Genomic DNA, 13,916 nt, shown 5'->3' on the forward strand with positions numbered 1-13,916 from the left:
CGCTCACTCGTAGCGGGTCGGGATGACGGGCTCGCCGCGGCCGAGCCGGAGCGCGTCGATCGGAAGCTCGAGGACCGCGTTCGCGTGGTGCGCGCGGGCTGCCGCCACTCCCTCGATGCCGAGGTGCTCGGGACGGATCGTCCCGTCCTCGATCAGGGGGACGAGCAGCGCCCGCTCGCCCTCGCCGACGGCGCCCTCGGGGCCGGCGCCCACGTGCACGACCTCGGCCTCGGCGATCCCGTCGTCGGAGAGCAGACGGCCGGCGGCCTTCCGTCCGCCGATCGACGCCTTCGAGACCGACTTCTTCGCCACCGCGACCCACTCGCCCGCGTCGTCCTCGTGCGCGACCAGCTTGTAGACCATGCCCGCCGTCGGGTGGCCCGAGCCCGTCGCCACCGAGGTGCCGACGCCGTAGGAGTCGACCGGTGAGGCCGCGAGCGCGGCGATCCCGTACTCGTCGAGGTCGTTGGTGACGGTGATGCGCGTGCCGGTCGCGCCGAGCGCGTCCAGCTGCTGCCGGACGGCGGCCACCTGCTGGGGGAGGTCGCCGGAGTCGATGCGCACAGCGCCGAGGCCGGTGCCGGCGACGCGGACCGCCAGGTCGACGGCGGCCGTCACGTCGTAGGTGTCCACCAGGAGGGTCGTGCCGGGGCCGAGCGCGGCGACCTGCGCGCGGAACGCCTCCTCCTCCGAGTCGTGGAGGAGGGTGAAGGAGTGCGCGGAGGTGCCCATCGTGGGCACGCCGAAGCTGCGGCCCGCCTCCAGGTTCGAGGAGGCGCCGAATCCGGCGATGTAGGCGGCGCGAGCCGCGGCGACGGCGGACCGCTCGCCGGCGCGGCGCGAGCCCATCTCGGCGAGCGGTCGCCCGTCGGCGGCCGAGACCATCCGCGCGGCGGCGCTCGCCACGGCGCTGTCGTGGTTGAGGACGCTGAGCACCAGGGTCTCCAGCAGCACGCCGTCGGCGAAGGGCGCCTCGACGATGAGCACGGGGGAGCCCGGGAGGTAGACCTCGCCCTCGCGGTAGCCCCAGACGTCGCCCCGGAAGCGGTAGTCGGCGAGCCAGTCCAGCGTGCGGGAGTCGACGACGCGGTTCTCGCGGAGCCAGGACAGCTCGTCGTCGCCGAAGCGGAAGCGCGAGATCAGCTCGAGGAGCCGGCCGGTGCCCGCGAGCACGCCGTAGCGGCGTCCGGGCGGGAGGCTCCGGGCGAACACCTCGAACATGCAGCGGCGGTCGGCGGTGCCGCTGCCGAGGGCGCCCTCGACCATCGTGAGCTCGTACCGGTCGGTGAGGAAGGCCGTGGAGTCCATCCGCTCAGTGTTCCACGGCCGCCCCCGCGCGGCCCAGGCGCGGGTGCCGGGGCTTGCGCACGCCGCCGGGCCCGGGAACGGCGTGCGGCCGGGACCGGGCCGCAGGGCGCGGGTAGGCTGTTCCTCCGTGACGGACGCACCGCTGGGCATCTTCGACTCCGGGGTCGGCGGGCTCACCGTCGCCCGCTCCGTGATCGACCAGCTGCAGAACGAGTCGATCGTCTACCTCGGCGACACCGCGCACTCGCCCTACGGTCCCAAGCCGCTCGCCGACGTCCGCGCCTACGCCCTCGACACCCTCGACACGCTGGTCGACCAGGGCGCCAAGCTGCTCGTCATCGCCTGCAACACCGCCTCGGCCGCGATGATGCGCGACGCCCGCGAGCGCTACACGCTCGGCCGCGGCATCCCGGTGATCGAGGTCATCCAGCCCGCCGTCCGCAGCGCTGTCCGCGACACGCGCAACCGCCGCGTCGGCGTGATCGGCACGGTCGGGACGATCCGCTCCCGCGCCTACGACGACGCCTTCGTCGCCGCGCCCGACCTGCAGCTGTTCACCGCCGCCTGCCCGCGCTTCGTCGAGTTCGTCGAGGCGGGCGTCACCTGGAGCGACGAGCTGCTCGCGGTGGCGGAGGAGTACCTCGCGCCGCTCAAGGCCGCGGGGGTCGACACGCTCGTCCTCGGCTGCACGCACTACCCGCTGCTGCGCGGTGCCATCGCGTACGTGATGGGGCCGGACGTCCGCCTCGTCTCGAGCGCCGAGGAGACCGCGCTCGACGTCTACCGGACCCTCGTGGCGCACGGCCTGCAGCGCACCTCCGCCGCTCCTCCGACCTACCGGTGGGAGGAGACGGGCTCGAGCGACTTCGTCCGCCTCGCCCGCCGCTTCCTCGGTCCGGAGGTCTCGAGCGTCGACCTCGTCGAGACCGGCACCATCAACCTGCGCGAGCTCGACCGGGCCGCGCTCCCGCACGATCGAGGGAGACCCGAGTGACCGACAGCACCGCATCGAAGGCCGCGCGCAAGGACGGGCGGGCGCCCGACGAGCTGCGCACCGTGACGATCGAGCGCGGCTGGAGCACCCAGGCCGAGGGCTCCGCGCTCGTCTCGTTCGGGAACACCAGGGTGCTCTGCACCGCCTCCTTCACGAACGGCGTGCCGCGCTGGCTGCAGGGCAAGGGCAAGGGCTGGGTCACCGCCGAGTACGCGATGCTGCCCCGATCCACCAACTCCCGCATGGACCGCGAGTCGGTCAAGGGGAAGGTCGGCGGGCGCACGCACGAGATCTCGCGGCTGATCGGCCGGAGCCTGCGCGCGGTGGTCGACACGAAGGCGCTCGGCGAGAACACCCTCGTGATCGACTGCGACGTCCTCCAGGCCGACGGCGGCACCCGCACCGCGGCGATCACCGGCGCCTACGTGGCGATGGCCGACGCGATCGAATGGGCGCGCGGCAAGAAGTACGTGGGGCAGAAGGCGCAGCCGCTGATCGACAGCCTCTCGGCGGTGTCCGTCGGCATCATCGACGGCGTGCCGATGCTCGACCTGGCCTACGTCGAGGACGTGCGCGCCGAGACCGACATGAACGTCGTCGTCACCGGACGCGGCCTGTTCGTCGAGGTGCAGGGCACCGCCGAGGGGGCCCCGTTCGACCGCCGCGAGCTCGATGCCCTGCTCGACCTCGCGGTCGCCGGTGCCTCCGACCTCGCCCGCATCCAGGCCGAAGCGCTCGCCGCGGAGCCCGGAGCGTGAGCCTGGACCTCGTCCTCGCCACGCACAACGCGGGCAAGGTGGAGGAGTTCCGCGCCATGCTGGCCGGCGCGCTCCCCGGAGTCGGCGTCCGCGCCTACGACGGACCCGAGCCCGTCGAGGACGGCGTGAGCTTCGCCGAGAACGCGCTGACCAAAGCGCGCGCGGCGGCGGCGCACACCGGCCTCGTGGCGCTCGCGGACGACTCCGGGATCTGCGTCGACGTCCTCGGCGGCGCGCCGGGCATCTTCTCGGCCCGCTGGTCGGGACGCGCGCACGACGCGACGGCCAACCTCGAGCTCCTCCTGGCGCAGCTGCACGACGTGAAGGCGGAGCACCGCGGTGCGCACTTCAGCTGCACCATCGCCCTCGTGGTGCCGGACTCCGTGCTCCCCGGCGGGCAGGAGACTTTGGTCGAGGGCCGCTGGGACGGCGCGATCGCGACGGCGCCGCGCGGTGCGAACGGCCACGGCTACGACCCGGTGTTCGTCCCCGAGGCCGGGGCGCTCACGGCGGCCGAGCTCGCTCCTGAGCAGAAGAACGCCCGGAGCCACCGCGCCCGCGCCTTCACCGCGCTGCGCGCCGAGCTCGCCGCCCTGTCCGCCCGGCTCTGAGCCGGCGGGTTCCCACCGCGGGATGCCACTCCGGTGCACGCCTGTCGGCGTGCGGCGAGCCGGAGTGGCGTCTCGCGGAGGCGGAGGTCAGGACTTCGGGTGCTTGTCGTCCAGGGTGTCGGCGTCGAGCACGTAGGCGGCCGACTCGGTCGCGTCGGTCTCGGGGTCGGCGGCGAGCTTCGCCTTGCGCTGCTGCTGGAAGAAGTGGAACAGCGTCGGCACCAGCGCGAGCACGACCGCGCCGATCAGGATCACGTCGATGTAGTGCGAGACGAAGTCGGCGACCGGCGGGATGAAGGCGAGCAGCCACCCGATCAGGGTGACCCCGCTGCCCCAGATCAGGGCGCCGATGAGGTTGTAGAGGCTGTACTTGCGGTAGTTCATGTGGGCCACGCCGGCCGCGATCGGCGCGAAGGTGCGGACGATCGGCACGAAGCGCGCGAGGATCACGGCGAGGCCGCCGAAGCGCTCGAAGAACGCGTTGGTCCGCTTCACGTTCTCGATGCTGAAGAAGCCGGACTCCTTGCGCTCGAAGATGCGCGGGCCGGCCTTGTGCCCGATCAGGTAGCCGACCTCGCCGCCGACGAAGGCCGAGAACCCGACAGCCAGGCAGATGAGCCAGATCGGGATGCCGAGGCCGCCGTTCGACGCGTTCTCGTGCGCCAGCAGGCCCGTGATGATCAGCAGCGTGTCGCCCGGGAAGAGGAAGCCGATCAGCAGTCCGGTCTCGGCGAACACGATGAGGCAGACCACGAGCACGCCCCAGGGGCCGAACGAGGTCAGGATCGTCTCCGGATCGAGCCAGGGGACGAGGGCGGCGTGATGCAACGGATCTCCAGTCGACGGGGGCCGGTGGCCGGTCGGCGGTCACGCGAGCGCGCTCAGCGTACCGGCCGATCCCGTGCGGAAGGAGGGACTCGAACCCTCACGCCTCTCGGCACAGGAACCTAAATCCTGCGTGTCTGCCATTCCACCACTCCCGCGTGCGGGCTCCAGTGTAGGAGGAGGGCCCCGCGCCTCAGCCGCGGGAGGCCGCCCGGGGGAGGTACCGCGGGATCCAGCGGGCGAGCGCCCCCGCTCCGCCCAGACCGAGCACCCCCATCACGACGGCGGCGAAGGGGAGGGAGACCAGGGCGGTGAGTGCCGACACGACGATCGGGGCGGCGGCGTTGCCCGCGTCACCGGTGAAGCGGAACGCGCCGAGGAACGGGGCCGGATCGGCCGGGGGCGCGAGATCGGCGCCGATGGTCATCAGGATCCCGGAGCCGATGCCGTTCGCGGCCGCGAGCACGCAGGCCACGGCGACGAACCAGGGCACCGGATCGAGGGCGAGCACCGAGGCGGCGAGGGCGAGGTGGCCGAGCCCGAGGCCGAGCATCGAGGGGATCGCGGTGGCGCCCCGGCCGAAGCGGTCCATCAGCTGGCCGCCGGCGTAGAAGAGGGCGAAGTCGAGCGCGCCGGCGATGCCGATGATGATCGCGGTGTCGGTCTCGGCGAGCCCGATGCTCACCGCCCAGAGGGGGAGGATCAGCGTCCGGCTCGCCCGCAGCGCCCCGATCACGGCGGCGCCGGTCCCCATCCGAGCGAGGACCCCGCGGTGCTCGCGCAGCGTCCCGAGCAGCGACTGCGGCGACTCCGGGACGGTCGCCGATGCCTCCGCGGCGACCACGTCCTCCGGAGCGGCGCGGTCGGCCGCGGCCTGCGCCCGCCGCAGCACCGTCGCGGGGTCGGGCACGAGCAGCAGGACCACGACCGCCGCCACGCAGCAGACGATGTGCACCCAGAAGACGGACTCGACGGAGCCGGTGAGGTGCACCACCCCGGCCGCCAGGAACGGGCCGATCAGCCAGCCCGCGCGGAACGCCCCGGCGAGGGCGCTGAGCGCGCGGGCGCGGTGCGTGATCGGGACGAACGACGTCATGAACGCATGGCGCGCCAGCGCGAAGACCGCGGTCGCGAGGCCGATCACGAAGACGCCGATCGTCAGCCCGACCCACGACGTCGAGAGCAGGCACACCACGAGCCCCAGGATCGACGCGGCCGAGGCTCCGAGCATCGCGCCGCGCTCGCCGATCCGCGAGACGATCCAGCCGCTGGGGATGTCGCCCGCCAGCTCGCCGATCATGATCATCCCGGCCACGAGGCCCGCCAGGGCCAGCGTCGCACCGAGGTCGCCGGCCGCGGCCGGCAGGAGGGGGATGATCGCCCCCTCGCCGATGGAGAAGAGGAGGGTGGGGAGGAAGGTCGACAGCAGCAGCGGCCCGACGGGGAAGGGGCGCGGAGCGGTGCTGGTCACCGTCCCCAGGGTACGCCCGGGCCGGAGGGCGGCCCCCGGCCCCCGGTAGTCTGGACGCACCATGCTGGACAACGACTTCACCGAGCAGATCACTGCTCTCCGCTCCACCTTCGCCGACATCCGCGCCGTCATCGACGTGGACGGCCTCCGCTCGAAGATCGCCGAGCTCAGCGAGCAGGCCGGCGCCCCCGACCTGTGGGACGACACGGCCAACGCGCAGAAGGTGACCAGCGCCCTCAGCCACCGCCAGTCCGAGCTCGCGCGGATCACCGCGATCGACCGGCGCCTGGACGACCTCGAGGTGCTCGTCGAGATGGCGAACGAGGCCGAGGACGCCGAGTCCGAGCAGGAGGCGATCGCCGAGCTCTCCTCCCTCCAGAAGGTCATGGGCGAGCTCGAGGTGCAGACCCTGCTCGACGGCGAGTACGACGACCGCCCCGCCGTGGTGACCATCCGCGCGGGAGCGGGCGGCGTCGACGCCTCCGACTTCGCCGAGATGCTCATGCGCATGTACCTCCGCTGGGCCGAGAAGCACAAGTACGCGGCGACCGTCATGGACGCCAGCTACGCGGAGGAGGCGGGCATCAAGTCGGCCACCTTCCAGATCGACGCCCCCTACGCCTTCGGCACGCTCTCGGTCGAAGCCGGCACCCACCGCCTCGTGCGGATGAGCCCCTTCGGCGCCGCGGGCAAGCGCCAGACCTCCTTCGCCGCGGTCGAGGTCATCCCGCTGATGGAGGAGGCCGGGGCGATCGAGATCCCGGACAACGACATCCGCGTGGACGTCTTCCGCTCCTCCGGCCCCGGCGGCCAGTCGGTGAACACCACCGACTCCGCGGTGCGCCTCACCCACCTGCCCACCGGCACCGTCGTGTCGATGCAGAACGAGAAGAGCCAGATCCAGAACCGCGCCGCGGCGATGCGCGTGCTCCAGTCGCGGCTCCTGCTGCTGCAGAAGGAGCAGGAGGCGGCCACCAAGAAGGAGTTCGCCGGCACCATCACCGCGAGCTGGGGCGACCAGATGCGCAGCTACGTCCTCGCTCCGTACCAGATGGTGAAGGACCTGCGCACCGACCACGAGGTCGGCAACCCCTCGCACGTGTTCGACGGCGATCTGGACGGCTTCATCGCCGCCGGGATCCGCTGGCGGAAGTCCTCCTAGCGCGGCGCGGGCGCGTCCCCACCGACGCGCCGCGCGCCCCCTCGGCGGACTCTTCGGGATCGTCGCTTACCCTCGTACCGACATGATTCGCTTCGACAACGTCTCCAAGCAGTATCGGGGCGGCACGAGACCCGCCCTCAACGCCATCGATCTCGAGATCCTCCGGGGCGAGTTCGTCTTCCTCGTCGGCGCCTCCGGCTCCGGCAAGTCGAGCTGCCTCCGCCTGATCCTCAAGGAGGAGCGCCCCTCCTCCGGGTCGATCCACGTGCTCGGGCAGAACCTCGGCAAGATCTCGAGCCGCAAGGTCCCGTACTTCCGCCGCAACATGGGCGTCGTGTTCCAGGACTTCCGGCTGCTGCCGAACAAGTCGGTCTTCGACAACGTCGCGTTCAGCCTCCAGGTGATCGGCAAGTCGAAGGGCTACATCCAGGAGGCCGTCCCGGACACGCTCAAGATGGTGGGCCTCGCGGGCAAGGCGTCGCGCCTGCCCCACGAGCTCTCCGGCGGCGAGCAGCAGCGCGTGGCGATCGCCCGCGCCGTCGTCAACAAGCCGGCCGTCCTGCTGGCCGACGAGCCCACGGGCAACCTCGACCCGACCACGAGCGCCGGCATCATGGCGCTGCTCGAGCGGATCAACGCGGGCGGCACGACCGTGATCATGGCGACCCACGAGGCCGGCATCGTCGACCAGATGAAGCGCCGCGTCATCGAGCTCTCGGCAGGCAGCATCGTCCGCGACGAGAGCCAGGGCGGCTACGGCCAGACCGAGAGCATCACCGTCGTCCACGACGGCGTCGTGGTCGTGGCGGCCGACGACCACGCGGTCGCCGAGCAGCCCGCGCCCCCGGCGATCATCGACAGCGAGCTCGCGCCCGCCGAGGTCCCCGAGATCGACCTGCGCCAGGAGGCCCCGGCCCCGCCGCCCGAGCCGGCCCGCCTCTCGCAGACCGCCGCCCAGCCCCGCGTCCCCGAGGGCCGCCGCTCCGCCGCCGTCGAGCCGGAGCGCGAGCCGGAGCCGGCCGCCGAGCCCGCCGCCGCCCCGCGCGTCGTCGAGCTGCAGAGCCAGACCGGTCCGATCTTCCTCCCCGCCGACACCGGCGCCCTGCCCGAGGAGTCGCTCGCCGCGCGCCTCGGCCTCCGCGCCCACGCGGGCGAGGGCGACGAGACCGGCGACGACCAGCAGAACGTAGGACCCGTCAAGTGAGATTCGCACTGATCTGGTCGGAGGTCGCCAGCGGCCTCCGGCGCAACGTCTCCATGGTCGTCTCGGTGATCCTGGTGACCTTCATCTCCCTCACCTTCGTCGGCACGGCGATCCTGCTCCAGATGCAGATCGGCCAGATGAAGAACTTCTGGTACGACAAGGCGCAGGTCGCGGTGTACATGTGCACCGCCACCTCCGGCGGCTCGAACTGCAGCGGCTCCGACGCCACCGCCGAGCAGATCGACGCGGTGCAGGGCCAGCTCGAGGGCGCCACGCTCGCGCCGTACATCGACCGCTCCTACTTCGAGGACCACGACCAGGCCTACGCGAACTTCCAGGAGCAGTTCGCGGGCAACCCGGTCGCCGAGTACGTCACTCCCGACCTGCTCAACCAGACCTTCTGGATCAACCTGAAGGACCCGACCCAGTCGGACGTCATCGTGGAGAGCCTGTCGAGCGTCTCGGGAGTCGAGAGCGTCACCGACCAGCGGCAGTACCTCGACCAGATCTTCTCGATCCTCAACGCGGCGAGCTACACGGCCATCGGCATCGCCGTCCTGATGCTCGTCGCGGCCGTGCTGCTCATCGCCACCACGATCCGCCTCTCGGCGTTCTCGCGGAGACGGGAGCTGGGCATCATGCGGCTCGTGGGGGCCTCGAACAGGTTCATCCAGACCCCGTTCATCCTCGAGGGGGTCTTCGCCGCGCTGGTCGGCTCGATCCTCGCGGGAGTCGCGGTGGTCGCCATCGTGCAGGTCTTCGTGCAGGGGTTCCTGGCGTACCGGATCCCGCTGACCTCCTTCGTGGGACTCGACGACGCTCTGATCGTCGTGCCGATCCTGATCGTGGTCGGCATCGTCCTGGCCGCCGTCTCGGCGAACGTCGCGATCGCGCGGTACCTGCGGGTCTGATCCCGGACCGGACGTATACTGGTGGGCTGTCCCGTTCGGGGCGGCCCAACGGTGCATCGCCCCGACGATGCCCGCCCCCTTCATCCGCTCGCGACCCGAGGAGCAGCCGTGCCCAGAGAACAGGGACAGAAGGTGGTCGCGACCAACCGTAAGGCGCGCCACGACTACCTCATCGAGGACACCTACGAGGCGGGCCTCGTGCTCACCGGCACCGAGGTGAAGTCCCTCCGGGCCGGCCGAGCCTCGCTGGTCGACGGCTACGCGTTCGTCGACGGGGGAGAGGCGTGGCTCGACGCCGTCCACATCAACGAGTGGGCCCAGGGCACCTGGACGAACCACCCGCCGCGCCGCAAGCGCAAGCTGCTGCTGCACAAGGCGCAGATCCTCAAGATCCACAACAAGGTGAAGGAGGGCGGGTACACGCTGATCCCGCTCTCGCTGTACTTCAGCGACGGCAAGGCCAAGGTCGAGCTTGCCGTGGCCAAGGGCAAGAAGGACTACGACAAGCGCCAGGTCCTCCGAGAGCGCCAGGACCGCCGCGAGGCGGACCGTGCGATGTCGACCCGCCGCCGCCTCGGCGAGTAGGCCCCGGCGGGCAATGTCCGACGGGTGCCGCGCAAGCCTCTTCTTCGCGCCCCGTGCTTTGGGAGACTGGGGCGCGTGACCTCCCCCGAGAACAGCGCCCCCGCCGCCCTGAGCGCCGCCGACGAGAAGACGCGGTGGCGCGCCTTCGCGGTGAGCGTCGGAGTCGCGGCCATCACGATCCTCGACCTCTCGAAGGTCAACGTCGGCCTGCCGTCGATCGAGCGCTCGCTCGGAGCGGACGCGAGCCAGCTGCAGCTGATCGTCGCGGGCTACGCGCTCGCCTTCGGACTGGCGCTCGTGCCGGCCGGTCGGCTGGGCGACATCCGCTCGCGCCGCCTGCTGTTCCTCATCGGGCTGACCGCGTTCACGGTGACGAGCCTGCTCTGCGCGCTCGCGCCGTCGATCGAGCTGCTCGTCGTCGCGCGCTTCCTGCAGGGCGTCGCCGCGGGCATCCAGATGCCCCAGGTCCTCGGGCTGGTGCAGCAGATGTTCACCGGCGCCGAGCGGGCCCGGGCCTTCGGGGTCTTCGGCGCGACCATCGGCCTGTCGACCGCCTTCGGCCCGACCCTCGGCGGCCTCCTGATCGCGATCGGCGGCGAGCAGGACGGCTGGCGCCTGCTGTTCTGGATGAACATCCCGCTGGGCGTCGCCGCGCTGGTCTTCGCCTGGAAGCTCATCCCGAAGAAGCGCTCGCGGCCCGAGGGAGACCGGTCCCTCGACCCGGTCGGCCTGCTCCTGCTGGCGGTCGCGATCTTCGCGTTCATGCTGCCGTTCCTGCTGACCACGGGCTCCTCCTCGGACTCGCCCTACCGCTGGTTCTGGCTGGTGCTCGCCGCGGCCGCCGCCGCCGTCTTCGTGCGCTGGGAGGCGCACTACGCCGCGTCGGGGCGGACGCCCGTCATCGACTTCCGCATCTTCCGGACCAGCTCCTATCGCAACGGCATCCTGGTCGCGACCTCTTACTTCGCCGCGATCCCGGCGACCTTCCTCCTCACCACGCTCTTCCTCCAGCAGGGGCTCGGCCTCGAGCCGGTGTTCGCCGGCATGGTGAGCATCCCGTTCGCGCTGACCTCGGCGGTGACCGCCTGGTACGGCGGCAAGCTCGTGCAGCGCTACGGCCGCGCACTGGTGGTGCTCGGCATCGTGCTCGTGGTCATCGGCTTCACGCTCGTGCTGCTCGCCGCCGAGCTCCTCCCGGCCGAGACCGCCGCCTACGGCATGGGTGCCGCGATGCTCGTCGCCGGGGCCGGAGGCGGCTTCGTCGTGTCGCCGAACCAGACGCTCACCCTCGCCGAGATCCCGCCGGCGCAGGGCGGCGTGGCGGGCTCCGTGGGCCAGCTCGGCCAGCGCGTGGGCACCGCGGTCGGCACCGCCTGCGCCTCCGCCGTCTTCTTCGCGACCCTGGCGAGCGAGCAGGGGATGGCGGAGGGGCTGGACCGGTACCACGACGCCTTCCGCAACGGCTACTTCGTCACCCTCGGGCTGATCGCGCTCGCGCTCGTGCTGGGTCTGCTCGATCTGCGCCGCCGCCGGGTGACCGCCCGCGGAGCTGAGGTAGACTAGGACCCGTAACTCCACAGTGTGCGACGAACGACCCACTCCAGCGGCCTCCGGGCCGTCGAGTGCTCGCGGGGATGATCGGTTTCGACATTGCCTGCGAAACTGCGAGAAGCGGGTCGAGGATCCAGGGTCATCTCGTCAACGATCCCTGGAAAACACAGGTGCCGAACAGAAGCGCACCGACTTCGCTCTCGCTGCCTAAGCCAGAGTAGATAGTCCGTCAGCCCGTGGGTGCGTCCTCGCCCCGGATCCTGGCGTCATCTAGAGGACTTGCTGCGTCGTTACGCCTGAGGGCGACGCGGGACTTGCACTCGGGCTGGGCCCGTCGACCGATGCGCCGATGGTAACGGTCGGGGCCGAGCAGAACGCTCTCATCGGCTACACCCGTAGAAGGCGCAGAATCACAGCGATGGACGGGGGTTCGATTCCCCCCATCTCCACCACCGGTCGTCGTCGCACACTGGGAGCTCCGCTCCGCCGCCCTCACGACGGTCGCACGTCGAGCTGTCTGATCCGCCCGTAGAGGGTGAGCATCGCCAGCCGGTCGTCGTCGTCGTGCGCCGGGCCGGCGAGAGCCTGCGGCGGGGCCCAGTCCCGGTAGAGCACGCCCGGCGCCAGCACGGCGACGGCGGTGCCGGCCGGGTAGTGGGCGCTGCGGTCCACCGGCAGCTCGGCGAACGCGTCGGGCAGGAGCCGGTGCAGCACGTCCAGCAGAGGACGGAGCCGTGCTGCTCGCGCCTCGTGCACGGAGAGGGTCACGGCGTTCATCGCGGCGAGCGCGGCCACCAGGTGCTCGGCGGCGTCGTCGTCGTCGCACCGCTCGGTGACCAGCAGCGAGACCACACCGCGCGGCTTCAGCCAGCCGAGCGTGGCGGCCTCGTCGTCGCCGTCCACCGAGACGACGCGGTCGGAGGCGTGGGCGTAGTCGTGCAGGAGCCGCGACCAGACGTCGCCCGGGCCGGGCCCGTCGACCTGCGCGACCGCCTCCGCCGCGGCGAGCAGGGAGCTCTGCCGGTGGAGCCTCGGGAACAGGCTGTCCGCCGGTCCCCAGTGCTGCTCGGCCGTGCGCGAGCGCTCGGGGGGTTCCTGGTCGTGCCGGTCCTGCATGTCGACTCCTGAGCCGCCGGTCTCCGCGCCCCCTCGCGCCTGCCGTTCGTCCCTTCACCCTGCGCTCCGACGGAGCGCGTGTCAATGAGCCGAACGGGGGTCGATCGGAGCCGTGGTCAGCGAGCGGAGCCGAAGAGGCTGCCGGTGGTGGAGTCGTCGGCCGGATCGAGGACCGCGCAGACGATCGTGCGGTCTCCATGGCGCCAGCCGACCTCGGAGGGGACGAGCGAGCGGTACTCGAGGGCGGAGTCGCCGTAGGCGATCCCCATCACGGCGCCGAACTCCGGCTCGCAGCCCGCCTCGGCCTGGGCGAGCAGCGTGTTGCGGCTGGTGTAGCGGTCTCCGGGCTGCGCGAACGTGTGGAAGACCTCCAGTTCGTGCTCCTCGGCGCACGGGACGACGTCCACGTCGGCGATGCGGTCGTCGCCCGGGTCGGCCAGGCAGTCGCCGCGCCGCAACGAGAACACGTCGGTGACGCCGGCGGTCGCCACCGTGCCGCCCTCGTCACGCACGGCCTCCGGGCCGTCCGGCCCGACGACGGAGGAGCAGCCCGAGAGGAGCAGGAGGAGCGCCGCCGAGGCGAGCGCGGCCGTCCGGCTCCTCATCGCGGCGCCACGATCGCGAGCACCTCGTCGTGCAGCAGGCCGTTGGTGGCGACGGCGCTGCCGTGCCACGGCCCGTCCTCCCCGTCGGCGGAGGTGAAGCGGCCGCCCGCCTCCTGCACGATCGGCACCAGGGCCGCCAGGTCGTAGGGCTTCACGTCGAACTCGCCCGCACCGTCGAGGAGACCCTCGGCGACGAGCATGTAGGGCCACGCGTCCCCGTACGCCCGGTCGCGCCAGACGGCGCCCGCGAGCTCGAGCAGCTGCGGGAGACGGCCCGCGCCCTCCCACTGCTGAATGCTGTTGTAGCTGAAGGTCGCCGAGGCGAGCGTGTCGATCCCCGAGACGCGCAGCGGTCGCGGCTCGGCCCCGGCCTCCAGCTCGACGGCCCAGGCGCCGGAGCCCTCGGCCGCCCACCAGCGCGTGCCGAGAGCGGGAGCGGAGACGACTCCGACGACGGGGACGCCGTCGACCGCGAGCGCGATCAGGGTCGCCCAGATCGGGACGCCGCGGAGGAAGTGGGCGGTGCCGTCGATCGGGTCGAGGATCCACTGCCGCGAGGCCTCGCCCGAGGTGCCGAACTCCTCGCCGAGGATCGCGTCGTCCGGACGCTCGGCGGCGAGCAGCGCGCGGATCGCCTCCTCGACGGCGCGGTCGGCGTCGGTGACCGGGGTGCGGTCGAGCTTCGTGTCCACGACGAGGTCGAGCGCGCCGAACCGCTCCCGCGAGATCGCATCGGCCGCGTCCGCCAGGCGGAGGGCGAGTCGGAGGTCGTCGTCGAAGCTCTGGTCACTGCTCTGCGGGATCACGCGACCACG

At 72.0% G+C, this 13,916-nt stretch carries 14 protein-coding genes, 1 tRNA gene and 1 other RNA gene; 9 read left to right on the forward strand and 7 right to left on the reverse strand.

Features of this window, described 5'->3' with window-relative positions; genetic code table 11:
* Positions 1-3: 3 nt before the first annotated feature.
* Positions 4-1,308 (reverse strand): nicotinate phosphoribosyltransferase, encoded by a 1,305-nt coding sequence (locus C5D09_RS04530; protein WP_104262681.1) that lies wholly within the window; start codon positions 1,306-1,308, stop codon positions 4-6.
* Between the two features lie 127 nt (positions 1,309-1,435).
* Here C5D09_RS04530 and murI point away from each other — a divergent pair, with 127 nt between their 5' ends.
* From murI to rdgB, 3 genes are read left to right on the forward strand one after another with little or no spacing between them, the layout of a single operon-like run.
* Positions 1,436-2,302, forward strand: coding sequence for a glutamate racemase (gene murI / locus C5D09_RS04535; RefSeq protein WP_104223566.1), 867 nt, complete (start codon positions 1,436-1,438; stop codon positions 2,300-2,302).
* Entirely contained in the window at positions 2,299-3,060 is a 762-nt protein-coding gene (rph, locus tag C5D09_RS04540; protein ID WP_104233199.1) for a ribonuclease PH, read from the forward strand. Before murI ends, rph begins: the two co-directional genes overlap by 4 nt.
* The gene (rdgB, locus tag C5D09_RS04545) at positions 3,057-3,671 is read left to right on the forward strand and encodes an RdgB/HAM1 family non-canonical purine NTP pyrophosphatase (protein ID WP_104261188.1); all 615 of its coding nucleotides are present in this window, start codon (positions 3,057-3,059) and stop codon (positions 3,669-3,671) included. Before rph ends, rdgB begins: the two co-directional genes overlap by 4 nt.
* Before the next feature lie 87 nt (positions 3,672-3,758).
* Here the strand turns inward: rdgB and C5D09_RS04550 are convergent, their stop codons facing one another.
* From C5D09_RS04550 to C5D09_RS04560, 3 genes are all read right to left on the reverse strand, one after another.
* A complete protein-coding gene (locus C5D09_RS04550; protein WP_104261187.1) occupies positions 3,759-4,499 on the reverse strand; it encodes a DedA family protein in 741 nt (246 codons plus the stop codon).
* A 74-nt stretch (positions 4,500-4,573) separates the two neighbouring features.
* Positions 4,574-4,654 (reverse strand) — tRNA-Leu (locus C5D09_RS04555).
* 35 nt (positions 4,655-4,689) lie between these two features.
* Complete coding sequence (locus C5D09_RS04560; protein ID WP_258066916.1) at positions 4,690-5,967, reverse strand: MFS transporter; 1,278 nt, start codon at positions 5,965-5,967, stop codon at positions 4,690-4,692.
* 61 nt (positions 5,968-6,028) lie between these two features.
* Between C5D09_RS04560 and prfB the strand changes: the two genes are divergently transcribed.
* The 6 genes from prfB to ssrA all read left to right on the forward strand — a co-directional run bounded on the left by prfB (position 6,029) and on the right by ssrA (position 11,832).
* Positions 6,029-7,129, forward strand: coding sequence for a peptide chain release factor 2 (gene prfB, locus C5D09_RS04565; RefSeq protein ID WP_104268706.1), 1,101 nt, complete (start codon positions 6,029-6,031; stop codon positions 7,127-7,129).
* Between the two features lie 82 nt (positions 7,130-7,211).
* Complete coding sequence (gene ftsE / locus C5D09_RS04570) at positions 7,212-8,333, forward strand: cell division ATP-binding protein FtsE (RefSeq protein ID WP_104233202.1); 1,122 nt, start codon at positions 7,212-7,214, stop codon at positions 8,331-8,333.
* Entirely contained in the window at positions 8,330-9,244 is a 915-nt protein-coding gene (gene ftsX, locus C5D09_RS04575) for a permease-like cell division protein FtsX (protein ID WP_104223559.1), read from the forward strand. Before ftsE ends, ftsX begins: the two co-directional genes overlap by 4 nt.
* A gap of 108 nt (positions 9,245-9,352) precedes the next feature.
* Entirely contained in the window at positions 9,353-9,829 is a 477-nt protein-coding gene (gene smpB / locus C5D09_RS04580) for an SsrA-binding protein SmpB (protein WP_104223558.1), read from the forward strand.
* Between the two features lie 75 nt (positions 9,830-9,904).
* Positions 9,905-11,392 (forward strand): MFS transporter, encoded by a 1,488-nt coding sequence (locus C5D09_RS04585; RefSeq protein WP_104223557.1) that lies wholly within the window; start codon positions 9,905-9,907, stop codon positions 11,390-11,392.
* A 67-nt stretch (positions 11,393-11,459) separates the two neighbouring features.
* Positions 11,460-11,832, forward strand: a transfer-messenger RNA (tmRNA) gene (gene ssrA, locus C5D09_RS04590).
* A 40-nt stretch (positions 11,833-11,872) separates the two neighbouring features.
* On the opposite strand, the gene C5D09_RS04595 is transcribed toward ssrA, so the two are convergent.
* The 3 genes from C5D09_RS04595 to C5D09_RS04605 all read right to left on the reverse strand — a co-directional run bounded on the left by C5D09_RS04595 (position 11,873) and on the right by C5D09_RS04605 (position 13,904).
* A complete protein-coding gene (locus C5D09_RS04595; protein ID WP_104226969.1) occupies positions 11,873-12,496 on the reverse strand; it encodes a hypothetical protein in 624 nt (207 codons plus the stop codon).
* 116 nt (positions 12,497-12,612) lie between these two features.
* Positions 12,613-13,101: a septum formation family protein gene (locus tag C5D09_RS04600; protein ID WP_104233204.1), complete on the reverse strand. Its 489-nt coding sequence runs from the start codon at positions 13,099-13,101 to the stop codon at positions 12,613-12,615.
* Positions 13,098-13,904: an inositol monophosphatase family protein gene (locus C5D09_RS04605; protein ID WP_104268765.1), complete on the reverse strand. Its 807-nt coding sequence runs from the start codon at positions 13,902-13,904 to the stop codon at positions 13,098-13,100. The genes C5D09_RS04600 and C5D09_RS04605 overlap by 4 nt, the downstream gene beginning before the upstream one ends.
* Positions 13,905-13,916 lie beyond the last annotated feature (12 nt).

Origin of the sequence: Rathayibacter sp. AY1C9 (assembly GCF_002932315.1) — a bacterium.
GTDB lineage: Bacteria > Actinomycetota > Actinomycetes > Actinomycetales > Microbacteriaceae > Rathayibacter.